This window comes from Winogradskyella aurantia (genome assembly GCF_002266855.1).
GTDB lineage: Bacteria > Bacteroidota > Bacteroidia > Flavobacteriales > Flavobacteriaceae > Winogradskyella > Winogradskyella aurantia.
Map to the genome: position 1 here is coordinate 604229 of NZ_NGJN01000001.1, position 26946 is coordinate 631174.

Consider the following 26946-nt stretch of genomic DNA (forward strand, 5'->3'; position numbering starts at 1 on the left):
CGAGATATTACTTTACTTTAGAAACATATTAAGCCTCAAAATTACCTACTTATGAGAAATAATATACTAGGAGGAATGGTTATCTTTTTTGTTGTTTTAGCCTGTCTATTGATGATTGACGATATTTCGAGTCAGAAGAATGAAAAGACAGAAGTCATAACCTCGCAGGTAGATGATCAAAAAGATCAGACCGATTTAGCGGTGATCGAGGAAGAAGATTAGTTCTTCAATCCTCGTTTGTATTGAGATAGCGTCTAAATCTAGAAGTTTTTTAAGCTCATCGATGGTGCCCTGTCCGATGAATTCATCTTTAATACCATGAACAGCAATATGTTTTTGGTAGTTATTTTTATTTGCGAAATTTAAGATACTGCTTCCCAATCCACCCATGACCGTGCCATCTTCAATAGTCATTATGACTTCGTATTTACTAAAAAGCGTATGCAATAGTTCCTCATCCAAGGGTTTTAGAAATTGGATATCGTAATGGCCAATATCATCTTTTAAGTCAGACAAAGCAATAGCATCGCTCACCGTATTACCTATTGTACCTATGGATATAACGGCAATACGTCGCCCGTCTTTTAAGCACTGGCCTTTGCCGATTTTAATGGTGGAAAAGGGTTCCTTCCAGTTAAATACATGTCCTCTGCCTCTAGGATACCTAATGGCCAATGGAAAATCTATACCTAACTGTGCTGTGTACATCATATTTCTCAATGCTATAGCATCTTTTGGCGCAAATATGACCAAATTAGGAATGCAGTTTAGATAAGCTAAATCAAATACCCCGTGATGGGTCGCACCATCTTGTCCCACCAATCCTGCTCTATCAAGACAAAAAATGACAGGGAGGTTTTGCAGTGCTACATCATGGATAACCTGATCATAGGCTCGCTGAAGAAATGTAGAATAGATATTACAAAACGGAATGAATCCCTGGGTTGCCATACCGGCAGCAAGGGTAACGGCATGCTGCTCCGCAATGCCAACATCAAATGCTCTATCGGGTATGGTTTCCATCATGTACTTTAATGAGCTACCTGTTGGCATAGCAGGTGTTATACCAATTATACGTTCATTTTGAAGGGCTAACTCTACAATGGTTTCACCAAAAACATCTTGATATTTTGGTGGTAAATCTTGATTGTTTTTTGGAGCTAATTCACCTGTTGCTGCATTAAATTTTCCTGGGGCGTGATAGGTAACTTGATTATCCTCAGCCGATTTTAAACCCTTTCCTTTAGTTGTAATAACATGTAGGAGTTTGGGGCCATCTACAGACTTTAAGCGCTTTAATTCAGAAATTAACTTGGGCAAATCGTGTCCGTCAATTGGTCCTGAATAATTAAAATTAAGTGCTTCAAATATATTTTCTCTTTTTTGAGTACCGTTTTTTACATTGGTAAGGTATTGCTTTAAAGCGCCTACGCTAGGGTCAATACCTATAGCATTATCGTTTAAAATAACAAGTAAATTAGCATTGGCCACACCAGCATGATTCATACCTTCAAATGCCATCCCACTTGCAATGGAGGCATCTCCAATGACTGCAATATGATGTTTTATGTCTCCCTTAAGTTTTGAAACAATGGCCATGCCCAAGGCTGCTGAAATAGATGTCGATGAATGTCCTACACCAAAGGTATCATATTCACTTTCATCTCGTTTAGGAAACCCACTTATTCCACCGAGTTGCCGATTGGTTGAAAAAACATCTCTTCGGCCAGTGAGTATTTTATGGCCATAAGCTTGGTGACCAACATCCCAGACTAATAAATCTTTTGGAGTGTTAAAGACATAATGCAAGGCAATAGTCAATTCTACAACACCTAAACTTGCTCCAAGATGCCCTTCTTTTGTAGCGACGACATCAATAATAAAGTGTCTTAGCTCCTTAGCAAGTTCAATAAGGTCGTCATGCTTTAAATTCCTCAAATCTTGAGGCGAATTTATATGACTTAGTAATCCGTTTTTCACGTCCTAAAAATACGAGATAACTCTGAACTTAGGGCATACAAATATTGAATAATGGGTCACGGTATCTTCAGTATTTGGAAATAGATAATGATTGATGAAAACTACTGCAGTATATTCAAATTGTCTTTATGGTTTTTTAAAAATAATCAATGATTCACTACTTTTACAAAAAAAGCTAAAGTTTAATTAAGTAAAATTAGCCTACAAATCCTTTGCTATGAAACAGAAACTACGCTATGTAATCACATCATTAATTGTATTTGCCCTAACGCTTTCTATAAATGCGCAAATAACGCTGCAGAACAGTGAGTACAACAACTTGCTGACTAATTACCTAAATGACAGCAAGATAAGGTACAATTTTGAAGATGGGGACATATCCGATTTATATGTAAATAACCAATATGATTCCGAAAGTACCGGACTTACTCACGTTTACCTAAACCAAGCTTATCAAGGTAAGAGAATTTACAATGCTATTTCATCTGTTGCTATAAAAGAGGGAAAGGTCTTTTATTATGGGAATAGATTTAAAAATAACCTTAACGATAAGGTTAATGCGACCTCACCAATATACACGCCACAGGGGGCTATTCTAAAGGCAGCTGTAGAATTTGAGTTAGGAGTAATCCAAGGCTTAGATTTAATAGAGGCTAGTGGCTATCATTATACGTTTACAAATTCTGGCATCTCTTCCCAAAATATACCAGTAGAACTTGTTTATGTCAGTGTAGGTAATGAACTTAAGTTAGCATGGGACCTAAAAATTTACAAGTTTGATAATTCTAATTGGTGGAGCATAAGAGTTGATGCTATTACCGGTGAGATTATAGAATTCGATGATATGATTTTAACCTGTAAATTTGAAAAAGTTGAGGAGCACCTAGCACATAGCCAAGACGGTAGAGCTTCTTTTGATTTTTTTAAAGAGGTTAATTACCAGTCTTCATTGATGGTTGATGGATCTTCATATAACGTGTTTCCTATACCTGTTGAAAGCCCTAATCACGGTAATAGGCAAATCGTAAACAATCCTGCAAATCCAGTGGCATCCCCTTTCGGGTGGCATGATACTGATGGCAACGTTGGGGCTGAATTCACAATTACAAGAGGTAATAATGTTTTAGCTAAGGAGGATACGGATGGACTCAACGAAACTGGTACAATCGGTTTTTCTCCCGATGGGGGCGAAGCCTTAAATTTTGATTTTTCATTAGATTTTAGTTTATCACCCATTGATTATCAAGAGGCAGCTATCACTAATTTATTCTACATGAATAATATGATGCATGATATTTGGTTTAACTATGGTTTTAATGAACGGTCAGGAAATTTCCAAGCTACAAATTATACCGGTTTTGGCTTCGGGAATGATTTTGTTGTAGCCGATGGACAGGATGGTAGCGGTTTGAATAATGCTAATTTTGGAACACCACCGGATGGATTAAATCCTAGGATGCAAATGTTTCTTTGGTCTACTGCAGGGGGTGCTGCAAGCCAGCTAAACATTATTAACGGTAGTTTAGCGGGTACCTACAGTGGGGTCGCTGCTGCTTTTGGGGAGGAGCTGTCATCCTCAAGTTCAATCAGCGGAGCTTTACAATTGGTAACAGACACTGATGGTGATGAGCTAGATTTTTGTAACGAACTGAATAACCCTTCATCTTTAAATAATCGTATTGCAATTATAAGACGTGGTTCATGCGAATTTGGGTTTAAGGTATTGGCTGCCGAAAATGCAGGAGCTATAGGCGCAATAGTTGTAAATAATGTACCTGACTCTCCAATTGTAATGGGAGCGGGTGCAGTTGGTAATTCTGTAACTATTCCATCGATTATGGTAAGTCAAACTTTAGGGGAGTCAATAATTTTAGCTTTGCAAAATGGAGAAAATCTAAACATTGAAATTTTCGGACCAGACACCTCTAGCTTCGTGGATAGTAATTTTGATAATGTTATTATTGCACATGAATATGGTCACGGTATTTCTAACAGACTAACAGGTGGACCAAGTGCAGTTAATTGTTTGAATAATGATGAACAAATGGGAGAAGGATGGTCTGATTGGTTTGGCTTGGTTATGACTATGACTTCATCAGATGTACCAGAAAATGGAAGAGGTGTCGGTACTTTTGCCATAAGCCAACCAACAACGGGTCAAGGTATAAGACCTGCACGTTATAGCACTGATTTTGGAGTCAACCCGGCGACTTACGAAGATTCAAATTTCTTATCCCAACCGCACGGTATAGGTTTTGTTTGGGCGACCGCTCTATGGGATCTAACTTGGGCTTATATTGATAAATATGGTTTTGACCCAGACCTTTATAATGGTACAGGAGGTAACAACCGTATCATGCAATTGGTAATTGATGGTTTAAAACTACAGCCATGTCAGCCTGGGTTTATTGATGGTAGGGATGCTTTATTAGCAGCAGATTTAGCCACAACCGGAGGTGTAGATCAATGTATGATTTGGGAAGTTTTTGCAGCAAGAGGTCTAGGGTTTAATGCAGTACAAGGCTCATCTTTGGACAGGGCTGATCAAGTAGAAGATTTTTCTTTACCGCCATCTGATGACCCGTCATTAGCTAATTGTTCAAGCCTAAGTGCCGAGGAATTTACAAACGGGTCTTTACGTGTATATCCTAACCCAACTAAAACAGAATTACAGATAACGTCAAATGACAATTTTGGTGAGGTGTTTATAACCTTAATAGATATAAATGGTAGGATAGTGTACAGAAGCCAGGGTGAATTATTTAACACAATTTCAATCAATACATCAAGCTTGAGGCCTGGATTATATATCTTAAATATTAAGGGCGATACGGTAGAGTATAACGAAAAGATAATCAAGAACTAGATGCTTGTGTTCATATGATTACACCTTACGATGACACATACTTCATGAAAAAGGCGCTTCAGGAAGCTGAAGCAGCCTTTGAACAAGGCGAAATTCCTGTGGGAGCTGTCATTGTTGTTAGGGATAGAATAATAGCAAGAACGCATAATCTTACGGAATTGTTAAATGACGTAACAGCTCATGCTGAAATGCAGGCTATAACTTCTGCTTCTAATTTTCTCGGAGGAAAATATCTTAACAATTGCACCCTCTATGTTACCTTAGAACCATGCCAAATGTGTGCAGGTGCGCTTTATTGGAGTCAATTATCGCGGTTAGTTTATGCGGCTTCCGACGAGCAGCGTGGTTTTAAACGTATGGGAACCAAATTGCATCCTAAAACAAAGGTGGTTAGTGGGGTTTTAGCTGACGAGGCAGCAGAACTTTTAAAACGGTTCTTTATAGAAAAACGTAACCTAAACTAGGATTCAAAATTAAGACAAAAAAAAACGCCCAACCAAAGGCTGGGCGTTGAAACCGTAATAAAGTATAACTTAAAGAATGCTTACGTTTGCAGCAACCATTCCTTTTCTTCCTTCTTCTTCTGTGTACTCGACATTATCGCCTTCACGAAGTTCTAAACCATTTAGGTTTGATACGTGAACGAAGATGTCTTTTCCTGTTTCTTCGTTGGTAATGAATCCAAATCCTTTTGAATCATTAAAAAATTTAACTGTTCCAGTCATTGTAAAATAAAATAAAAATTAAAATACAAAGGTAGAAATTATTAAATGATAAACGTTAATTAAACGTAATATTTTAAAATACTGAAAATTAAGTGTTTGATTAGGGCGATGCGTTGTGTAGATTTGAAATTCTCAGTAAGTCAGCACGCCATAGCAGTCTACATATTCTTTTCTTTCTGTGTTTCTCTCATTTTATCTAGATTTTCCTTGGTTAGCATGTAATCCTTAAAGTCTTTATCCTTCCACCTGTAATAGGAAAAGAGTGGAAAAACAACTAAAAATAACCCTGATACACCAAACCCAATAAGTTTTTGTGAATGTGAGACCTCGAGCATATAACCACAAAAAATACATGTCAGGGAGGCAAAAAGAGCAATAACTGTTATTGATTTGAGTATTTTCATGATGTAAAATTAATCAATTCGCGCCTATATGCGGTTAATAATTTAGATTTAGAAATAAAACCATAATACTTATTCGCCTTAATTACAGGTAGATTCCAAGCACCGGAATCTTGAAACTTTTTCATAACGATTTCCATGGAATCGCTTTCATAATGTATATATTCTGGGGGTTTGTGCATAAAGGTTTCAACGGTGGTGGAATTGTAAAGTGACTGATCGAACATTACTGTTCTTATGTCGTCTAATAGGATAATACCGACAAAGTTTCCTTTTTTAGTGGTTACTGGAAATAGATTCCGATTGGATTTTGCAACTCCTTTCAGTAGCATTTCCCCAAGGGTCATTTCAGGTTGCAATTGAATAAAGTTCTGTTCTATGACCGAATCGATATTCATCAAGGTTAATACACTTTTATCCTTATCTTGAGTTAAAAGCGCCCCCTTTTCTAAAAGTTCTTTAGTGTAGATCGTATGGTCCATTCCGTTTTTATTAATAATAAATGACATGGATGCCGTTATCATCAATGGAACAAATAACTCATAACCTCCCGTAATTTCGGCAATAAGGAAAATAGCGGTTAAAGGGGCGTGAAGCACACCTGCTATAAGACCAGCCATTCCTATTAATGTAAAATTGGCTTCAGACACAGAAAATCCAAGACCACAGTGGTTGATTACCTTGGCTACAACATTGCCTAGAGCACTGCCCATAACAAGTGTTGGGATAATGATGCCACCCGTTCCGCCAGCAGCAAATGTTGTGGTCATTGCTATGGCCTTAAAAATTGTTATACCAAAAAGAAGACCAATAACAACCCAGATATTATCCAAATGTGCGTCGAAAGGAGTACTTCCTATAGCTTTAAGATCATTGCCTAACATAAGATCATTGATGAAGCCAAAACCTTCACCATAAAGAGGTGGAATAAAAAAGAGCATCACGCCTATAGCCAATCCACCTATAATGAGTTTATGGCGTGGTGATTTCAGTTTATTGAATAAGGCGGTTATACCAAAATATATTTTTGAAAAATATATCGAAGCGATACCTGTACCAACTCCTAAAACCAAATAAAAGAGCGTATCCTTTATGGCAAACTTTTCGCTGACATTAAAATCAAAGAGTACGCTGTCACCTAGAAAAAAATAAGATGTAATCACAGAAGATACTGAGGCAATCAATAATGGCAATAAAGAGGCAAAGGTTAGGTCTAAGCTAAATACTTCTATAGCAAAAATTATTGCCGCAATTGGGGATTTAAAAATCGAAGCGATAGCACCGGCCGATGCACACCCAATCAATAGACTTCTTGTTTTACGATCGGTATGAAGCAATGTCCCCAAAGTTGAACTTATGGCAGAGGCTGAAGCAATGGCTGGTCCTAATAATCCAACAGAACCTCCAAAGCCTACCGTCAATGGTGCCGTTATAATGGGATAATATATATTGTGCCTGTTAATAATACCATTGCGCTTGGATAGAGAATATAATATGGACGGAATAGCATGACCACTAGGTCTTTTAGCAATGTATTTTACAAATAGATAAACCAAAAACAAGCCTACTATGGGTAAAATAAAATATATGCTGTTTTGAGAAAGAATAATTCCTTTTTCAAGAATAGCCTCAATGGCAAAAGTGATATTTTTAATGAAAACCGAAACCAGACCTGCCAACAAACCGATAACTAAACTTAGGAGAAATAAAAAGTTCTTTTCAGAAATATATTTATACCTCCAGATTAAGATGCGTTTAAAGAGATTTGATTTTGGCATAACCTAAAGCTAATAAAAAAAACCTGCAAGGTGCAGGATTTAATTTTTTATGATTTCAAATTGAGTTTTAAACTCAATTCCTCTAATTGTTCGTCATCAATTGGTGCAGGAGCATTTATCATAACATCTCTGCCCGAATTATTTTTCGGAAAGGCGATAAAATCTCTTATGGTTTCTTGACCTCCCAATATAGAGACAAGTCTATCTAGACCGAAAGCAATTCCACCATGAGGTGGCGCACCGTACTCAAAGGCATCCATTAAAAATCCAAATTGAGCCCTAGCTTCATCATCGGAGAATCCTAAGTGTTTCAACATTATTGCTTGGGTTGCTTTGTCATGGATACGAATCGAGCCACCTCCAATTTCGTTACCATTTAAGACTAAATCATAGGCATTGGCTTTTACCTCACCTGGCTTGGTGTCTAATAATTCCAACTGTCCAGGCTTTGGCGACGTAAAAGGATGGTGCATGGCATGATAACGTTCGGTTTCCTCATCCCATTCTAACAACGGGAAATCAACCACCCAAAGAGGCGCAAATTCATTAGGCTTTCGCAAACCTAATCGCTCTGCGAGTTCCATTCTTAAGGCACTTAGTTGGGACCTTACCTTGTTCACTTCACCTGACAATACACAGATTAAATCACCAGATTTTGCACCTGTAATATCGGCCCATTTTGAGAGATCATCTTGGTCGTAGAATTTGTCTACTGAAGACTTAAAGGTACCGTCGTCATTACAACGGCAATAGACCATGCCTTGCGCTCCTACTTGGGGGCGTTTTACCCAATCAATGAGTTTGTCAATATCCTTTCGGGTATAGGTATTTCCTCCAGGCACCGCAATGCCAACTACTAATTCAGCTGAATTAAAAACATTAAAATCTTTATGCTGTGTAACGTTATTGAGTTCACCAAACTGCATGCCGAATCTTATATCTGGCTTGTCATTACCGTAAAGGCGCATGGCGTCATCATAGGTTATTCTTGGAAAACTATCTAAGTCTACACCATTGATTTCCTTTAATAAATGACGGGTTAATCCTTCAAAGGTATCCAGGACATCCTCTTGCTCCACAAAAGCCATCTCACAATCAATCTGCGTAAATTCTGGTTGTCTGTCGGCACGGAGATCTTCATCCCTGAAGCATCTGACTATCTGAAAGTATTTGTCCATTCCACCAACCATAAGCAATTGCTTAAAGGTTTGAGGGGATTGTGGTAAGGCGTAAAACTGTCCTTCGTTCATTCGGGATGGCACGACGAAATCGCGAGCACCTTCAGGCGTAGACTTTATTAAATAAGGAGTTTCAACCTCAATAAAGCCATTGTTGGAAAGGTAGTTCCTTACAGATTGTGTAACGTTATGTCTAAATATTAAGTTGTCTTTTACAGGATTACGTCTTATATCCAAGTATCGGTATTTCATACGTAAATCATCACCACCATCAGTCTTATCTTCTATTGTAAATGGTGGAAGAAGTGCCGTATTCAAAATATTTAATTCTGAAACCAATACTTCTATGGCACCGGTTGAAATATTAGGGTTTTTTGAAGCACGCTCAATCACTTTACCAGTTATTTGAACAACGAATTCGCGACCTAGTTTTTGTGCTTTTTTCATTAAGTCTTTCGCCGAGTGCTCTTCATCAAAGTATAATTGGGTAATACCATAACGGTCCCTAAGGTCAATATAAATCATAAATCCCTTGTCCCGTACACCTTGAACCCATCCAGCTAAAGTGACTTCAGTATTAATATGTGCGGCTGTTAACTCGCCACAAGTGTGACTTCTATACATTTCAAAATATTAAGGTTGCAAATTTAAGCAACTTAAGCCATTAACAATAAAAAAAGCCTCAACAATTGGTGAGGCTTAATGATCTTAATCAACTTTAGCATTTAGCACCAAAGTGGGCTCCTCTTCCAGTTCCTGGAATACAGGTTCTGTATCAATCTTCTCAGAGCTCAGTTTTCGTTTTAACCTCATTTTAAATTTTATTGAAAGGAAAAATAATATAGGAACAACCACTAAGGTTAAGAACGTGGCAACCAAGAGCCCATAAATGACGGTCCAAGCCAAGGGCCCCCAGAAAATGACATTATCTCCCCCAAAATAGATATTGGCATCAAACTCACTAAAGAAGGTGAAGAAATTGATGTTTAGTCCAATAGCTAAAGGAATGAGACCTAAAATAGTTGTTATGGCTGTTAATAGAACTGGTCTTAAACGAGCCTTCCCCGCTTTTACTACACATTCGTAAAGGTCTTTCGCGGGTAAAAAGTCATCATCGTCAAGATTTAGCTTATTCTTTCTTCTGTCAATTAACAGCTGTGCATAATCTAAAAGTACCACCCCATTATTAACAACAATTCCTGCAAGGGAAATAATTCCCATCATGGTCATCATAATTACAAATGAGGCGCCAGTGATGACAATACCACCAAAAACGCCGATTAAGCTTAAAAATATAGCTATCATTATGATGGCTGGTTTTGACACCGAATTAAATTGGAAAATAAGGATAAAGAAAATTAGACCTAACCCTTTAAAGAAAGCTCCCATTAAAAAAGCTTGTTGTTTATTCTGCTCTTCGATTTGTCCGGTATAATCTATTTTAATGTCTTGTGGTAAATTATCAAAATCTTTCATCTCTGTTTTGATTTGTTCAACCACTGCAGCGGCATCAACAAACCCTGGGGCTAAGGCCGAATATACAGTTACAACACGTTTAGTGTCTTTATGTTTAATAGCACTAAAGCCAGAACTGTTGTTTTGTTTAGCCAAAGCAGAAACGGGGATGGTTTTAATCTGGCCAGATGCCATATCCCTAAAGGTGATGTTTTGGTTGAACAAGGCATTTTTATTGTATCTGATACTTTCGTTAAAGCGTACATAGATATCATAGTCATCGCCATCTTCTTTATATATCCCTGCTTTTGAGCCAAATAATGCATTTCTTAGCTGCATGCCTACTTGGCCGACGCTAACGCCAAGCTCCCCTGCTTTTTCACGGTCTACTATAACGCGCATAGCTGGTTTACCCTTATTCACATCAATTTTTAATTCATCAACACCAGCGACATTTCGTGAGTTAATAAAACGACGCATTTGTTCTGCCGTGGCAATCAATTCATCATAATCATCGCCTTCCAACTCTATATTTATAGGCGCGCCAGCAGGAGGTCCCGCAGCATCTTTTTCAACAGAAATTAACACGCCTGGATATACCCCCGTCAAAGCTTCCTGTACTTTTTGACGCAATAGCTCACTGTCCTGTCCACGACGGTATTTGTATTGTCGCATGGTTGCCGTAATCTTAGCTCGATGTGGCATTTCGGCCTGAGAGCCGCCATCGGTTTGGGGATTTCCAGCACCTTCACCAACTTGGGAAACCGCAGCTTCAACCATATAGTTGTAGCCGTTGTCCATATAGGTGTCTTCGTTGAGAATGCTGTAGACGCGTTGTTCAATTTCTTTAGTTATCTGATTGGTTTTATCAATAGCTGTACCTTCGGGATATTCTATATAAACAATAATCTGATTGGGCTTGTTATCTGGAAAAAATTCAATTTGTGTTCTCTGACTAGCTACTGAGGCACCAAATCCACCAAAGGCAACAAACAACAGAAAAACAGTTCCTACCGAAATAGCAATAGGTCGCCACCCTTTCAAAGCGCCTTTAAGGGTACTTTCATATGCCCTTTCTAACCAAACTAGCGTGGTTCTTTGAAAATAACTAGCAGCTTTTCTTAAAAAGAGACGATATACCCAAAGTAAAATCGCTGTAAAAAGCATCACTCCGCCTAAACCGCCATAGGGTCCACCAATGAGCAGTATAATCAATCCTAAACCACCTACAATTGAAGATATCGTGATAATACGTTTTAAGGGCATCTCTTTGTCTTCGATAGACATAAGCTGAGAAACCAGTACTGAGTTAAAAAATATAGCCACGAATAATGAAGAGCCTAGTACAACGGACAAGGTAACCGGGAAATAAATCATAAATTGCCCAAATAAACCAGGCCAAAGGCCTAAAGGCACAAAGGCAGCTACGGTAGTAATCGTTGAAATAATAATGGGAAAGGCAATTTCCCCAATGCCTTTTTTAGCGGCTTCAACACGAGAAAGACCTTCTTCGTCCATAAGGCGATATACGTTTTCTACAACCACAATACCATTATCTACCAGCATTCCTAAGCCCATAATTAGACCAAACAAAATCATGGTATTCAACGTATAGCCCATAGCACTTAAAATCATTAAGGACATGAACATAGACATAGGAATGGCAAATCCGACAAAAAGGGCATTTTTAAACCCTAAGAAGAACATCAACACAGTTACAACTAGGATGATGCCGAAGATTATATTATTGACTAAATCATCGACCTGACTTATAGTTTTATCCGACAAATCGTTAGTAATGGTAACTTCAAGGTTTTCCGGAAAATAATTTGCTTTCGCATCTTCTACAATCTGCTTTACTTTTTCTGCGGCAGCCACCATGTTTTTACCGGCACGTTTTTTTACATCGAGCATAACAACCTTTTTGCCATCTTTTCTGGCAAACGTGGTTTTGTCTTTCTCCTTAAAACTTACCGTAGCTATATCCTTAAGATAAATAGATTCATCGTTTTCAGATTTTACTACAAAATTATAGAGGTCTGAGGGCTGCTCAATTTCTCCTAAAATACGTATAGTACGCCTTTGGCCACTTGCAATTAAATTACCGGCAGAAGTAGTTACATTACCGCGATTAATAGCATTTATAATGTCATCAAAACTTACTTTTGTGGCATTCATTTTATAGACGTCTACAGCAACCTCGACTTCTTTTTCTTGAGCACCTCGAATATCCGCTTGTTTAATCTCGAGTAAATCTTCAATATCGTCTTCTAGATATTCCGCAAAATCCTTTAATTTTTGAGTGGGGTAATCACCAGAAATGTTAATGTTGAGAATGGGAATTTCTTCAGACATACTTAAGTCGAACACATTGGGATCTACTTTGGCGCCATTAAACGTTGGCCAATCTTCCCCTGCAATTTCAGTATCGATTTCATCTTTAACTAATTGCTTAGCGACTTCAACATCCATGTCGTCATCAAATTCTATAACAATAAGTGAATAATCTTCTTGTGATGTTGAGGTAATTTCAACCAAATTGGTCACCGTTTTTAATTTATCCTCTAAAGGATCGGTAATCAATTTTTCAATATCCTCAGCGGTATTTCCTGGATATATGGAACTTACATATATTTTAGTTTCTTTGATTTCAGGGAAGTCTTCTCTTGGCATATTAAAGTAAGCGGTAACGCCCAAAACCAGTATGAGCATCATTAAGACGTACATGGTAGTTTTGTTGGAAATTGCCCAAGAGGATAACTTAAATTCCTTATCTATATTCTTTTTCTTTTTGGCCATGAGTGAATGTTTTTATTCAATAGTATCTATACGTACACGCTGACCATCCTTAACACTTCGTGCGCCTTCTTTAATAAGTTGCATGTTTTCGGTTAAGCCAGATTCAACTTCTATAATATTTCCTTGAGTTTGGCCGGTTGTAATATCCACCCGTTGAACAGTACCGATATTATTGGCAACATCTTTAAGAGTATAGACATATTGAGCCCCTTCCGCATCCTCTGAAATGATGTTCTGTGGAATTAAAATAGCCTCAGGGTTAGAGTAGTCATTTATTCTTAGTCGCGCTGTAAGATTGGGTTTAATGTTTTCGTTAGTCTCTGTGACGTCAACTTCTATTTTATACGTTCTGTTTGACGGATTAATAAAATTACCAGCCTCTCTAATTCTAGATTTCATGGATTTGCCGATAACAGGAAATTCAATTTCAACAACCTTTCCTTTTGTAACCCCAGTTATATAACGTTCAGGCACCTCTGTTTCTATGTACATGTCATCTAAATTAATAAGACGCATCAAAGCTACACCCGCGGTAACTAAATTACCTTGTTCTGTAAATATTTCATCTATAGTTCCAGAAAATGGCGCTGTAACACGGGTTTTTGCCAATTGCTGATTCATTTGGTTTATAGCCTCGTTCTGAGCTTCGTAGCTAGATTTGGCTTGAAGATATTGAATTTCACTTCCAATATTCTGGTCCCAAAGCCGTTTTTGGCGGTCATAGGTAGTTTTAGCTAAATCGCGCTGTATTTCCATCTGTGCAATTTGCTGTGCAAGACCACCATCATCAATCTTCGCTAAGATTTGGCCCTTAATGACCTTATCGCCTTTTTTTACGTAGACTTGTGACAACAGTCCATTGAACTCCGCTCGTAACGTAACCAAACTTTTTGTCGTAACATTTCCTTGTAATTCAATATAATGTATGAAAGGTTCAAATTTAGAAGTCAACGTTGAGATAAGTGGTAGATTACTGTTTTCATCTAATGTGGTTATGCGCGCATTAATCGCTTTAAGCTGGGATGTGATTTCTTGCTGTTTTGCATTAAGCTCATCCTTTTTTGCCCTTATAGAGTCTAGATTTTTAGATTTTAGCACATTGTCAAATGCGATTTTTGAGCTGTCAATTTGTTTGCCGTCTCCGCAAGAAGACAGCAGCAAGACCGATAAAATTAGGCTAAATAAATTTATTTTTAACATGGGTGAATATTTCATGGTGGTAGACTTAATAGTTTGGTCGGTTTAAAACTGTTTCTAGTTGTGTTTTATTGGTAATTACATTGAGCATAGATTGTAAATATTCTGATTGGGCAGTATAGAGTTGTGTTTGGGCTTGCCTTAATTCAAAACTAGACCCGATACCTTCAAAAAATTTGATTTCATTCTTTTTCTCAATACGTTCAGCAAGTCTCAAGTTTTGCTTTTTAACCTCGTAGTCTTCAATTGAAAATTGATAGTCACTTTTAGCTCTAGAAATTTGTAATCTTAGTTGTTGCTCTAGTTCAGTAAGGTTCTCTTCCGTGATTTCCAATTCTATTTTAGCCCGCTGCGTTTTCGCAGTTCTGCCTAAAGAACTGAATATTGGAATATTTACATTTAGGCCAAATGAGGCAAAACCAAACCACTCCTGATCGGTGTTTAGGAATTTAAAATCATTATTAAACGCCAAGTAACCTGCATTTAAAAACCCTGATAATTGCGGAAGTGCTTTGCTTTTTTCAAGCTTTACCATCAATTCTTTGGATTTCATATCATTTTGAGCAATCTTAAAATCAATATTGGCTTGTACATTGTCTTCTACGCCAAGAAGATCGAGTGAAATATTAGACAAGGTCAGATTTTCAAGTGTATCTGTAAGTATAGTCTTGGTGTTTATATCTATACCAATAGAGATATTGAACATTTGATAGGCAATATCTTTTAGTCGTGTTGCATTTTTGAGTCGGCTTTCTATACCTGAAAGTGTAATTTGAAGTTGCTCCACACTCTCCTCTTCTTCCAAACCATTCTCATAAATTTTAGATGTTTCTTCTAGATTTTTTTGAAGTACATCTTTGTTCTTTTTTAAAATCAATTCACTTTCTTCGGCAAGAAGGACATTGCCGTAGGCATTAATAACATTTTGGCGAACCTCTAGTTCTGTTTTCTCTAAGTTGTTTTTTGAAATTTCTAAAAACACTTTGGTCGATTGCAGACCGACGATATAGGAACCATCAAAAATGAGCTGATTTAGTGTTGCGGAGGCGCTAGCATTTTGCTCTGTACCGAAAATTACGGGAATCAACTCGTCTGGGTCACCACCTGTAAAACTTCCCGGTATAACCTGTACTTGTTGCTTAAGGAAATTTTGATAATTGATGTTTCCGTCAATCTGTGGCAGACCAGTTGCTATAGTTTCCCATTTTTGTTCTTCCGCAGCACTCACATTTCTGTTAGCGTTTTTGACGTTTCTATTGTGTTCTAATGCATAGGCAATAGCTTCATCTAGACTGAAGGTAATCGCAGACTCTTGCGCCCCAATGAAACCGCTAAACAGAATAGCTAGAAAGGTTAAGATTGTTTTATTCATGAGGTGTTACAATGTTTTTATTGATGAAATTATTCAATATGCTCATTCCTTTGTCCGTTACGATTGCTCTTAAGTGGTATTCAAGATAGCTCTCCATGAGATACTCCATTTGAAACTGTTCTGGCGGAAAAAACATAATATCTTTAATTCCTGTCATGCCCGTGAAGTACATTCTTGATATAAAATTCACATCTATAGTATCTCTAAACACACCAGTATCTACGCCATGCTTAAGACTTTCTTCTACGGAGGCGTGCATTTTTTCAAATTGTTTTCGTTTTAATTCATTGTGAATCGCCGGGTAGTACTTTTTAAGCTGATATTGAGGAGATGCCTTTTCGTTTTTAAGATGATGCATCACGAACATTTTAATGGAATATAATTCCTCAATGGGGTTGGGTGCATTGGCGCAAATGTCATCTATACCATTACAAATGGTGTCAAATAAGTGAAATGTTACAGCTTCAACCAATTTGGTTTTGTTAGGGAAATGTATATAAATGGTCTTTTTGGATATGCCCATGGCATTGGCAATGTCGTCCATGGTAACACTCTTAAACCCTATAGTAAGGAATAATTCCGACGATTTATATATTATTTGTTCTTTCATACAGAGCGCAAAAGTAACATAGGAAACTTTAAAAACAAAAAAAGTTTCCAAAGTTTTAATAATTATTTAACATGATTAACATTACCTTAAAATGGTGGTAATCTTTTATTTTTGCTAAATGCAGAATATTGAATCGTACAGGAATTACTTGCTAGAGCAGATACAGGAATATACCTGGGTAAAAGAGCCTAAAAATTTATACGATCCCATAGACTATATTTTAAAATTGGGAGGTAAACGCCTGCGACCAATTCTTGCATTGATGACCTGTGATATTTTTGGGGGGAACCCGAAAAATGCAGTAAATGCAGCACTATGTGTAGAGGTATTTCATAATTTCACGTTGATTCACGATGATATAATGGACGATGCCCCTTTACGCAGAGGGAAGAAGACAGTCCATGAAAAGTGGGATTTAAATACAGGAATTCTATCAGGAGACGCCATGCTCATAATGGCCTATCAATTGTTGGAGGTCTATCAAGGTAATCAATTTCAGGATTTGGTGAGTCTTTTTAGTAAAACGGCTATTGAGGTCTGTGAAGGGCAGCAGTACGATATTGATTTTGAGAGTCGTAATGATGTAACTGTTCCAGAATATCTTAAAATGATAGAATACAAAACCGCCGTTTTAGTGGGAGCCGCTATGCAAATGGGAGCTATAGTAGCTGGCGCTAATAAAGAGGACCAAAATGCTATTTTCGATTTTGGCCGTTATTTGGGCATTGCTTTTCAGTTACAAGATGATTATTTGGATGCCTTCGGAGATCCAGCGACCTTTGGTAAACAGGTCGGTGGTGATATCATTGAAAACAAAAAAACCTATTTGTATTTAAAGGCTATTGAATTTGCAGATGAGAAAGATAAAAAATCAATTTTAGATTGGTTTGAATCCCATCCTGCTGACACTGTAGAAAAAATAGAAGCTGTTAAGCAATTATTTGCTGTTACAGGTGCCAAAAAAGCTACCCAAGACGCTGTCGAGGCTTACACAAATAAGGCCTTCACCATTTTGAACCAATTACAACTTCCAGAAGATGAGAAAGCACAATTGAAGCATTTTGGAATGGGCCTAATGACAAGAAACGTGTAATGACACTACCGCAATCCTTTGACGATTTGGTTAAAGTTGCCGTAAGTAAGCAACTATACGGAAAATTAATCGATCAACTCAACAAAGATTTAATCTATGCCAATATTGATGTCAGATTTGACAGAGATGTTTTGCCAGAATCTCTAAAACTATTACTGCAAGAAATAATCTTTAAGCTGATTAATGAAAAATTTTCTGATTATCTCAATGTGTTGTATATCGTAGATGTCTCTGAGAATGAGGTGAGAAAGTTAGAAGGCAACGACACGTTTCAACTGTCAAAAGAGGTTACTTTTTTAATTCTTAAAAGAGAATGGCAAAAGGTCTGGTATAAACACCAGTACTCCTAGAATAATACCCTTACAAATGGAAACCACGCATCGTTATAAATACTTCTATTACGATCGTAAAGAACATCATATTGTATACCAAAAGTTATATTGTTAGTCGTATAGCCAAGGCCTAAAAACAGGGCGGGCACCCAATACTTGTCGTCCCTTAACAGGGTTCTTTCATCAAAATTACGACTAACATACGATTGCTGAAACTCAGTAGAAAATTGTATTTCTCGAATGGGATTGAAAAAACCAAGAACACTACCACCTAGAACAAAACTTTCATAAAAATCACGTTCACTGGTATAAGCAAAGTTCAGTCCAACTCCAGTAGACACATACTCATTAATCTGATACATTCCAATAGGCGCAATATTGCCTGCAAAAAAACCATTACCAAAACTTAAACCAAGACCTCCGCCAAACCGCACGTTTTGCCAAAAATTAGCCTGTGTTTCTGGCAGCTGTTGAGCATAGCTCATACTGATAAAAATAAAATACAGTGTACCTATTAATGCGGATTTTACACCTAATTTTTTAATATAATTTTTCATATTCAAGTCCCTACGTTGCAATGTCATAAATATAGCAAAACCCTATATAAAATTTGTCAAAAGTTGTATTTTTGAAAAAATTTTACTGAAACGACAACGTCTCATAAAACATAATGGATAAATATTCCTTTCTCAACGCAGCACATACGGCATACTTTGCCGATTTGTACGACCAATACCTTAAAAATCCTGATTCCGTAGAACCTAGTTGGCGCGCCTTTTTTCAAGGGTATGATTTTGGTTCGGAAAGTTATGGACTAAGTGGAGAGATTGTTGAAGGGGTTTCTGCTCAAATACCAGAACACCTTCAGAAGGAATTCCAAGTTGTTAAACTTATCGATGGGTATAGGACCCGAGGACATTTATTTACCAAAACGAATCCAGTAAGAGCCAGAAGAAAATATGCTCCAACGCTGGAAATTGAAAATTTTGGATTATCTCAATCAGATTTGCAAACGGTTTTTTCCGCTGGAGAAATACTGGGCCTGGGAACGACATCCTTGCAAACTATAATTGATCATCTTGAGCGTATTTATTGTGATTCTATTGGTGTAGAGTACATGTACATTAGAAAGCCCGAAGAGATTGAATGGATCCAAAACAAACTGAATGTCAATGATAACCACACCAAATTTACCTTAGACGAGAAGAAATATATTCTTAAAAAACTAAACGAAGCCGTTGCGTTTGAGTCATTCTTGCATACTAAATATGTGGGTCAAAAACGATTTTCACTTGAAGGTAACGAATCGTTAATACCTGCGGTAGATGCCATTATTGAAAAAGCGGCAGACCAAGGAGTGAAAGAGTTCGTAATGGGAATGGCCCACAGAGGTCGATTAAGTACCTTAACCAATATTTTTGGAAAATCAGCCAAGGATATTTTTAGTGAGTTTGACGGTAAGGACTACGAGGAAGAAGTTTTTGATGGCGATGTAAAATACCATCTCGGCTGGACCAGTAATCGTGAGACTTACAACAACAAAAGAATTAATTTAAATATTGCGCCTAACCCATCGCATCTAGAAACGGTTGGTGCTGTTGTACAGGGTATTACAAGGGCCAAACAAGATAAAAAAGAAATAGAAGACCCATCCCAGGTATTACCTATTGTGGTTCATGGTGATGCCGCCATAGCAGGTCAAGGCATTGTATACGAGGTGGTACAGATGGCCAAACTAGAAGGCTATAAAACCAATGGGACTATTCATATTGTAGTTAATAACCAGATAGGCTTTACCACTAATTATTTAGACGGGCGTTCTAGCACCTATTGTACAGATGTTGGTAAGGTGACCTTGTCGCCAGTACTTCACGTTAATGCAGACGATGCTGAAGCTGTTGTGCACGCCGCACTTTTTGCTCTAGACTTCAGAATGCAATTTAAGCGCGATGTTTTTATTGATTTACTTGGTTACAGAAAGTATGGACATAACGAGGGTGATGAGCCGAAATTTACACAACCGCTGTTGTATAAGGCAATTGCCAAGCATAAAAACCCAAGGGATATTTACGCTGAGCGATTAATTGCAGAAGGAGTTATTGATGAAGGCTATGTGACTCATATTGAGTCTTCATACAAAGAAAAACTTGAGGTGAATTTAGAAGATTCACGTAAAGAAGATAAGACTGAAATTACTGCATTTATGCAGGAGGAATGGAAAGGGTTTACACGTGTTACAGAGGTTGTGATGATGGAAGATGTCGACACCACGGTGCCAAAAAAGACTCTCAGTGATGTAACAGCCGTGATTTCAAAATTACCATCGGATAAAAAGTTTATAAGAAAAATTCAACGTCTTGTAGAATCTCGCCAGACCATGTTTGACGAAAATCGTTTAGACTGGGCCATGGCTGAGCATTTGGCATATGGTACTTTGCTTTTGGAAGGTTATAACGTTAGGATTTCTGGCCAGGATGTAGAGCGTGGAACCTTCTCTCACAGGCATGCAGTGGTAAAAGTTGAAAATAGTGAGGAAGAAATCATATTACTTAAAACCTTATCTAAAGAGCAAGGGGAATTTAATATTTACAATTCCTTATTATCTGAATATGGCGTGGTTGGTTTTGATTACGGATATGCTATGGCAAGTCCAAATACATTAACAATTTGGGAAGCGCAATTTGGAGATTTCAGTAATGGAGCCCAAATAATGATTGATCAGTATATATCATCTGGTGAGGATAAGTGGAAAACCCAAAACGGTTTGGTTCTATTATTACCTCATGGTTATGAAGGGCAGGGTGCCGAGCATTCTTCAGGCCGTATGGAACGCTACTTGCAACTATGCGCCAAGGATAATATGTTTGTGGCCGATTGTACGACCCCAGCCAATATGTTCCATTTGTTGAGACGACAAATGAAAGCCAATTACCGCAAACCTTTAATCGTATTCACGCCAAAAAGCTTGCTTCGTCACCCAAAGGTAATCTCAACAGTAGAGGAATTTGCTAATGGAAGTTTCCAAATGCTTATTGATGACGCTAGTGTGGATATCAAAAAAGTGAAGACTTTGGTTTTTGTAACCGGAAAATTCTATTATGATTTACTTGATGCAAGAGAGAAATTAAGTCGTGATGACGTGGCTTTGGTTCGGGTTGAGCAACTATTTCCATTGCCCGCTAAGGCTATAAGAAGTCTGATGTCAAAGTATAAGAATGCCAAGGATATTGTATGGGCGCAAGAAGAACCAAGAAATATGGGCGCTTACAGCCACCTACTGATGCATTTAAATGAATCAAGACATTGGCGTGCAGCGACCAGAAGACCTTATGGTGCGCCTGCCGCAGGAAGCTCAGTGCGTTCTAAAGCGAGACACCAGGAGGTTATTGATTATGTATTTGACCAAACAAAGGATAATCAAAAAAAATATAATGAATAGTATACAGAATTAAGATTTTAATAAAATAGAGCCAATGATTTTAGAAATGAAAGTGCCTTCACCAGGCGAATCCATAACAGAGGTCGAAATAGCGGAGTGGTTAGTTGAAGACGGTGATTATGTAGAGAAAGACCAAGCTATTGCTGAGGTTGATAGTGATAAGGCGACCTTAGAATTACCTGCTGAGGCAAGTGGAACTATAACACTTAAGGCTGAAGAAGGGGATGCTGTAGCTGTTGGTGAAATAGTTTGTTTAATAGACACCAGTGCATCAAAACCAGAAGGAGATACCTCTACAAAGGAAGATAAAGCGTCAAAAGACTCAGATAGCAGCCAAAAATCAACTAAAAAGGAAGAATCTAAATCAGCTACTTCTGAGACTAATACGTATGCTACTGGTACGCCAAGCCCTGCAGCCAAGAAAATTTTAGATGAAAAAGGTGTTCAGCCAAGTTCAATTTCCGGTACAGGCAAAGATGGGCGTATAACTAAAGCAGACGCAATGGATGCAGTACCTTCTATGGGAACTCCTACTGGAGGATCGAGAGGCGAAACGCGTTCTAAACTATCCATGCTGCGTCGTAAAGTCGCGGAACGCTTGGTATCTGCAAAGAACGAGACAGCTATGTTAACCACGTTCAATGAGGTAGACATGTCACCAATTTTCGCTTTGCGCAAGGAGTATAAGGAAACCTTTAAGGAAAAGCACGGCGTTGGTCTTGGGTTTATGAGTTTCTTTACCCTTGCTGTGGTAAGAGCATTGCGGGAGTTTCCAGCGGTTAACTCCATGATTGATGGTAAGGAAATGATTACGTATGATTTTTGTGATATTAGTATTGCAGTGTCGGGACCCAAAGGCTTAATGGTTCCAGTAATCAGAAATGCTGAAAACCTAACATTTAGAGGGGTAGAAGCTGAGGTAAAACGTTTGGCAATACGAGCTAGGGATGGGCAGATTACCGTTGATGAAATGACAGGTGGTACCTTCACAATATCCAACGGCGGTGTGTTTGGCAGTATGTTATCTACTCCGATTATTAATCCACCTCAAAGCGGTATTTTAGGAATGCACAATATTGTGGAACGACCAGTGGCCATAGATGGAAAGGTAGAAATACGTCCTATTATGTACGTCGCTTTATCCTACGACCACCGAATTATAGATGGCAAAGAGTCCGTTGGGTTCTTAGTGGCCGTAAAAGAGGCATTGGAAAACCCCGTGGAGCTCTTAATGAATAATGATGTTAAAAAAGCTTTAGAGTTATAGTCTAAAACTTAAAATCAAGTTATAAAAAAAGCGTAATTAAACATAATTACGCTTTTTTTGTCCCAATACCTTGGGCCAACTAACTAAAATTAACTAATGTAAATGACTGCTACATTTACGGATACGACCATTATTGACACCACAACTAGCAGAATCACTAAAAGTTTATCGGTTTTTGAATTTGGTTCTTTCATTGTATTTGGAATTAACTTTTTTAAAAGTCCTGAATCAAATTACATTCAGGACTTTATAATTGAATTTGGGGCGATTGATTAATAGCTTTGTAAAATTCCTAATTATTCTAGTACGATGCAATACGTAGAACTACGTATTTTTTAATAAAAAAAGCCTTGGACAGTTGCCCAAGGCTCAATAATCCCCTAAGAACTAATTAATAGCTCGTCGTTAACCCTAAATTAACAACAATGTAAAGTTCTTAAATATTTTGTGCTTTTATATACGTAGAACTACGTATTTTTCAAGATTTTGGAATTTTTTTGGGCAAAAAGATATAAACTTGCTGATTTAGAGTCTAATGCTAGTTTAGATCTTATGTTACTCTTGTGTTTTTCTACTGTTCGGATAGATATGAATTGGTCTTCGGCAATTTCAGTGGCTGTTTTATTCTCACTTATAAGCTTTAGAATTTTTGTCTCAGTCTTTGTTAAGGCCTTAAGTTTTTCGGCAGCCTCATTTACCTCAATATAAGTTAAAAGTTCTGGGCTGAAATAGGGTTTTTCAGCAATGACAGATGAGATACAATTTTCTATTTCGTCAAGCGCAAATTCCTTTAGGATATACCCATAGATGTTTAGGGATTTTGCCTTTTCATAAGTAGTTTCGTCCTTTTCAAAAGTAATAAGGACAATTTTGGTTGTTAATTTTTCCTTTTGACAATATTCAGCAATTTCTAGACCAGAGTGAAAAGGCATTTTTATATCTAAAATAGCAATATCCGGAACATGGGCTTTAATTAATGCTAAGGCTTCTTTGCCATTTTTGGCACTTGCCAAAACATTAAATTTTTTTTGTATCAAAAAATCATTTAATCCTTTTAAAACCAAGGGATGGTCATCTGCAATGATGATAGTAGGCTTCATCTCGTTATCAACTTTAGTAATCTTAATGTATTTAATTTAAGAAAGGTTGTCAAGTTTTAGATAGAGATATTTCTTTTCATAATCGATAATGGCTTTGCCTTTCTTTAAAATATCAGCACCAATAATACCATCAACGGGTTCAGCATTGTGATTTATAAGACCTTCATTAACATGCGTTAGATTGAATAAAATTAGTGCTACACGCTTCTTTTTCCAACGTCCTATTTTAAGATTATTCGATTTTGAAATTTTGGTCATCATATTAGACGCTCCAGCGCCTACTGCCTTAATTTCAGAATCCTTTACCTTTAGGTTAAAGCGTTCAATGGCCTCAAATCCAACGCAACTTCCGGAGGCTCCCGTATCTAAGATAAAACGCCCCTTCACACCATTAATGTCAGCTTTAATTTCAAAATGATTGGTAGCGGTTAGCTTTAATTTTATTTTAGAATAGCCTTTATTTAAAAGGAAGGTCTTTAATGTTTCCATTTCCATATTTTAGGTAAATATAACATTCTAATCAATTACTTTTGCATCATGATACTAACGGATACGCACACCCACTTATATAGTGAGGCCTTTGATGAGGATAGGGATGATATGATACATCGCGCTATCAATGCTGGTGTAGAACGGTTTTTTGTACCTGCTATTGATTCAAACTACACCGCGGCGATGCTTCAGCTAGAAAAGGACTTTCCTAAGCACATCTTCTTAATGATGGGATTGCACCCAACACATGTTAAAGAGAATTTTAAGTCCGAATTGACGCATGTTGAAGACATGCTTAAAAAACATAAGTTTTATGCAGTTGGCGAAATAGGGATAGACTTGTATTGGGATAAATCAACCTTAGAAATCCAGAAGGAGGCTTTTCGCTTTCAGATTAACTTGGCGAAAACCTATAAATTACCCATCGTTATTCATTGTAGGGAAGCGTTTGATGAGATATTTGAAGTTCTTGAAACGGAACAGTCCGACGATTTATTTGGAATCTTTCATTGTTTTACAGGAGATTTAGAACAAGCCCAGCGTGCCATATCCTATAATATGAAATTAGGTATTGGTGGGGTGGTTACGTTTAAAAATGGAAAAATAGACCAATATATAAATCAAATAGATTTAGAGCATATTGTCTTGGAGACAGATGCGCCTTATTTAGCACCAAAGCCATATAGGGGTAAGCGCAACGAGAGTGGCTACATAGTTCAAGTTTTAAAAAAACTATCTGAGTTGTATGAGCTGAGTGAAGAAGATATCGCAAGTATCACTACGGCCAATTCAAAACAGATTTTTGGAATTTAAAGACATGCAAACACCAAAAATTTTACTTATTTATACAGGTGGTACCATTGGGATGATGAGGGATGCGGACACAGGAACCTTGAGACCCTTTGATTTTGATAGCATTCTTCAGCGCATCCCAGAATTACGGTTATTGGAATGTGAAATAGCAACAGTGTCCTTTGAAAACCCAATTGATTCATCTAATATGAATCCAAAATATTGGGCTGAAATAGCATTTATTATCGAGTTCAACTACAAGGTATATGATGGATTTGTGGTTTTACACGGTAGTGACACGATGAGTTATTCAGCCTCGGCTTTGAGCTTTATGCTTGAAAATTTGGAAAAACCTGTAATTTTCACAGGCTCTCAATTACCTATAGGTGACTTGAGAACTGACGCAAAGGAAAACCTGATAACATCTATACAAATGGCATCTTTACAGGATAATGGTAAACCTGTAATTAGGGAAGTAGGTCTTTATTTTGAATACAAATTATATAGGGGTAATAGAACCACTAAAATTAATGCCGAACATTTTGAAGCGTTTTCATCTCCTAATTATCCTACTTTGGCTGAATCAGGGGTTCATTTAAAAGTTAATAAGGAGTATTTGCGTCGCGAGGACTTTCAGGATAAGCTGATTGTTCGTACGGCTATGGATACTAATATTGTTATTTTAAAACTATTCCCAGGGATGTCTAGATTAATTTTAGAGGGCATTTTTAAACAAAACCAGTTAAAAGGCTTAATCCTTGAAACCTATGGCTCTGGGAATGCTACAAACGAACCGTGGTTTATCGATATTCTAAAAAAGGCCATAGCTAAAGGGTTATATATTATCAACGTAACCCAATGCACTGCTGGAAGTGTTAATATGGGTCAATATGAAACAAGTTCGGAACTTAAAGCTATTGGTGTTATCTCAGGAAAGGATATGACTACAGAGGCAGCAGTAACAAAGCTTATGTATCTATTGGGCTATAAAGTAAACCAAGACGAATTCAAGTATTACTTTGAAAAGTCATTACGTGGTGAAATGACCTAAAATTAACGATGTAAATTTTAGTGTTTAAAGTTTTTTTCGTTATTTGCCACACTGTAATTTTAAAACAAACATTACAGAGAGGTGGCCGAGTGGTCGAAGGCGCACGCCTGGAAAGTGTGTATACTCCAAAAGGGTATCGAGGGTTCGAATCCCTTCCTCTCTGCTTTTATTTTAGGTTACATATATATTTTTTTTATCTTTAACCCTTTAACTAATAAAATTAAGATTAGAACAATGAAAAGACTATTTTCTATCCTTGCCATAACTTGTTTAATGGCTATCGGAACTGTGAATGCTAATGCAACGACATTGGCAAGTGCAGCAGCAACTGTAACAAGTGTGACTCAAGATGATGCGTCAGCAGAAGACTTGACGTTCCATCAAGAATTAAAAAAGCGTTTTATTGAGGGTGGCCCAGGGTTTATGGGTATCGTATTGTTATGTTTAATTCTTGGTTTAGCTATAGCTATCGAGAGAATTATCTTTTTAAATCTTTCAACTACAAATACAAAAAAACTAACTCAAAATGTTGAAGATGCTCTAGCGTCAGGAGGTATAGAGGCAGCTAAGGAGGTTTGTAGAAACACAAAAGGTCCTGTAGCTTCAATTTTTTATCAGGGATTAGACAGAGCAGATGAGGATATCGATGCTGCTGAAAAAGCTGTTGTAGCCTATGGTGGAGTACAAATGGGACAATTAGAAAAGAATGTGTCTTGGATTTCATTGTTCATCGCTTTAGCACCGATGCTTGGTTTCATGGGTACGGTAATAGGTATGATTCAGGCCTTTGACAAAATTGAAGCCGCTGGTGATATGCAACCTTCTTTAGTAGCAGGTGGTATTAAAGTAGCACTTTTAACAACTGTATTTGGTCTGATTGTGGCGATTATACTGCAAATTTTCTACAACTATATTATTGCTAAGATTGATAGTATAGTGAATGACATGGAAGATGCATCTATCACATTGATGGATTTATTGGTAAGACACAAGAAATAATTAAAAAGACCTTATAAATT

General features: G+C 37.4%; 23 protein-coding genes and 1 tRNA gene. 12 read left to right on the forward strand and 12 right to left on the reverse strand.

What is annotated here, in order from left to right:
• The first annotated feature begins 51 nt into the window (after positions 1 to 51).
• Positions 52 to 222 (forward strand): hypothetical protein, encoded by a 171-nt coding sequence (locus CA834_RS14620; protein WP_165764742.1) that lies wholly within the window; start codon positions 52 to 54, stop codon positions 220 to 222.
• Here the strand turns inward: CA834_RS14620 and CA834_RS02765 are convergent.
• Positions 196 to 1980 carry a 1-deoxy-D-xylulose-5-phosphate synthase gene (locus CA834_RS02765; protein WP_094967125.1) on the reverse strand — a complete coding sequence of 595 codons (1785 nt, stop codon included), beginning with the start codon at positions 1978 to 1980 and terminating at the stop codon, positions 196 to 198. The genes CA834_RS14620 and CA834_RS02765 overlap by 27 nt on opposite strands.
• Before the next feature lie 217 nt (positions 1981 to 2197).
• Between CA834_RS02765 and CA834_RS02770 the strand changes: the two genes are divergently transcribed.
• Complete coding sequence (locus CA834_RS02770; RefSeq protein WP_094967126.1) at positions 2198 to 4846, forward strand: T9SS-dependent M36 family metallopeptidase; 2649 nt, start codon at positions 2198 to 2200, stop codon at positions 4844 to 4846.
• Positions 4847 to 4860: 14 nt separating this feature from the next.
• Complete coding sequence (locus CA834_RS02775) at positions 4861 to 5310, forward strand: nucleoside deaminase (RefSeq protein ID WP_094967127.1); 450 nt, start codon at positions 4861 to 4863, stop codon at positions 5308 to 5310.
• Between the two features lie 69 nt (positions 5311 to 5379).
• Here CA834_RS02775 and CA834_RS02780 read toward each other — a convergent pair whose 3' ends face one another.
• The 8 genes from CA834_RS02780 to CA834_RS02815 all read right to left on the reverse strand — a co-directional run bounded on the left by CA834_RS02780 (position 5380) and on the right by CA834_RS02815 (position 16361).
• The gene (locus CA834_RS02780) at positions 5380 to 5571 is read right to left on the reverse strand and encodes a cold-shock protein (RefSeq protein ID WP_073085124.1); all 192 of its coding nucleotides are present in this window, start codon (positions 5569 to 5571) and stop codon (positions 5380 to 5382) included.
• A 158-nt stretch (positions 5572 to 5729) separates the two neighbouring features.
• Positions 5730 to 5975, reverse strand: a complete 246-nt coding sequence (locus tag CA834_RS02785; RefSeq protein WP_094967128.1) for a hypothetical protein — start codon at positions 5973 to 5975, stop codon at positions 5730 to 5732.
• Entirely contained in the window at positions 5972 to 7750 is a 1779-nt protein-coding gene (locus CA834_RS02790) for a chloride channel protein (RefSeq protein WP_094967129.1), read from the reverse strand. The genes CA834_RS02785 and CA834_RS02790 overlap by 4 nt, the downstream gene beginning before the upstream one ends.
• A gap of 47 nt (positions 7751 to 7797) precedes the next feature.
• Positions 7798 to 9552 (reverse strand): aspartate--tRNA ligase, encoded by a 1755-nt coding sequence (gene aspS / locus CA834_RS02795; protein ID WP_094967130.1) that lies wholly within the window; start codon positions 9550 to 9552, stop codon positions 7798 to 7800.
• Positions 9553 to 9636: 84 nt separating this feature from the next.
• Positions 9637 to 13182, reverse strand: coding sequence for an efflux RND transporter permease subunit (locus tag CA834_RS02800; RefSeq protein ID WP_094967131.1), 3546 nt, complete (start codon positions 13180 to 13182; stop codon positions 9637 to 9639).
• A 12-nt stretch (positions 13183 to 13194) separates the two neighbouring features.
• Positions 13195 to 14397 carry an efflux RND transporter periplasmic adaptor subunit gene (locus CA834_RS02805; RefSeq protein WP_240507417.1) on the reverse strand — a complete coding sequence of 401 codons (1203 nt, stop codon included), beginning with the start codon at positions 14395 to 14397 and terminating at the stop codon, positions 13195 to 13197.
• 10 nt (positions 14398 to 14407) lie between these two features.
• Complete coding sequence (locus CA834_RS02810; protein WP_094967132.1) at positions 14408 to 15751, reverse strand: TolC family protein; 1344 nt, start codon at positions 15749 to 15751, stop codon at positions 14408 to 14410.
• Complete coding sequence (locus tag CA834_RS02815) at positions 15744 to 16361, reverse strand: TetR/AcrR family transcriptional regulator (RefSeq protein WP_094967133.1); 618 nt, start codon at positions 16359 to 16361, stop codon at positions 15744 to 15746. Before CA834_RS02815 ends, CA834_RS02810 begins: the two co-directional genes overlap by 8 nt.
• A gap of 118 nt (positions 16362 to 16479) precedes the next feature.
• On the opposite strand from CA834_RS02815, the gene CA834_RS02820 reads away from it, so the two are divergent.
• Both CA834_RS02820 and CA834_RS02825 read left to right on the forward strand, forming a co-directional pair.
• A complete protein-coding gene (locus tag CA834_RS02820; protein ID WP_094967134.1) occupies positions 16480 to 17454 on the forward strand; it encodes a polyprenyl synthetase family protein in 975 nt (324 codons plus the stop codon).
• Positions 17454 to 17804, forward strand: a complete 351-nt coding sequence (locus tag CA834_RS02825) for a hypothetical protein (RefSeq protein ID WP_094967135.1) — start codon at positions 17454 to 17456, stop codon at positions 17802 to 17804. Before CA834_RS02820 ends, CA834_RS02825 begins: the two co-directional genes overlap by 1 nt.
• On the opposite strand, the gene CA834_RS02830 is transcribed toward CA834_RS02825, so the two are convergent.
• On the reverse strand, positions 17801 to 18343 hold the full coding sequence (locus tag CA834_RS02830; RefSeq protein WP_240507420.1) for an alpha-ketoglutarate decarboxylase: 543 nt from the start codon (positions 18341 to 18343) through the stop codon (positions 17801 to 17803). The genes CA834_RS02825 and CA834_RS02830 overlap by 4 nt on opposite strands.
• A 113-nt stretch (positions 18344 to 18456) precedes the next feature.
• Between CA834_RS02830 and CA834_RS02835 the strand changes: the two genes are divergently transcribed.
• From CA834_RS02835 to CA834_RS14625, 3 genes are all read left to right on the forward strand, one after another.
• The gene (locus CA834_RS02835; RefSeq protein WP_094967136.1) at positions 18457 to 21225 is read left to right on the forward strand and encodes a 2-oxoglutarate dehydrogenase E1 component; all 2769 of its coding nucleotides are present in this window, start codon (positions 18457 to 18459) and stop codon (positions 21223 to 21225) included.
• Positions 21226 to 21259: 34 nt separating this feature from the next.
• Positions 21260 to 22492, forward strand: a complete 1233-nt coding sequence (gene odhB, locus CA834_RS02840; RefSeq protein WP_094967137.1) for a 2-oxoglutarate dehydrogenase complex dihydrolipoyllysine-residue succinyltransferase — start codon at positions 21260 to 21262, stop codon at positions 22490 to 22492.
• 102 nt (positions 22493 to 22594) lie between these two features.
• Complete coding sequence (locus CA834_RS14625) at positions 22595 to 22768, forward strand: hypothetical protein (protein WP_165764743.1); 174 nt, start codon at positions 22595 to 22597, stop codon at positions 22766 to 22768.
• 191 nt (positions 22769 to 22959) lie between these two features.
• Here the strand turns inward: CA834_RS14625 and CA834_RS02845 are convergent, their stop codons facing one another.
• Positions 22960 to 23592: a response regulator transcription factor gene (locus tag CA834_RS02845; protein ID WP_094967138.1), complete on the reverse strand. Its 633-nt coding sequence runs from the start codon at positions 23590 to 23592 to the stop codon at positions 22960 to 22962.
• Positions 23593 to 23628: 36 nt separating this feature from the next.
• On the reverse strand, positions 23629 to 24081 hold the full coding sequence (locus CA834_RS02850; protein ID WP_094967250.1) for a retropepsin-like aspartic protease family protein: 453 nt from the start codon (positions 24079 to 24081) through the stop codon (positions 23629 to 23631).
• Between the two features lie 48 nt (positions 24082 to 24129).
• Between CA834_RS02850 and CA834_RS02855 the strand changes: the two genes are divergently transcribed.
• The 4 genes from CA834_RS02855 (at position 24130) to CA834_RS02870 (ending at position 26926) form a co-directional block, all read left to right on the forward strand.
• Entirely contained in the window at positions 24130 to 24897 is a 768-nt protein-coding gene (locus tag CA834_RS02855) for a TatD family hydrolase (protein WP_094967139.1), read from the forward strand.
• Positions 24898 to 24901: 4 nt separating this feature from the next.
• The gene (locus CA834_RS02860; RefSeq protein WP_094967140.1) at positions 24902 to 25927 is read left to right on the forward strand and encodes an asparaginase; all 1026 of its coding nucleotides are present in this window, start codon (positions 24902 to 24904) and stop codon (positions 25925 to 25927) included.
• 75 nt (positions 25928 to 26002) lie between these two features.
• Positions 26003 to 26090 (forward strand) — tRNA-Ser (locus CA834_RS02865).
• A 71-nt stretch (positions 26091 to 26161) separates the two neighbouring features.
• On the forward strand, positions 26162 to 26926 hold the full coding sequence (locus CA834_RS02870) for a MotA/TolQ/ExbB proton channel family protein (RefSeq protein WP_094967141.1): 765 nt from the start codon (positions 26162 to 26164) through the stop codon (positions 26924 to 26926).
• Positions 26927 to 26946: the final 20 nt, after the last annotated feature.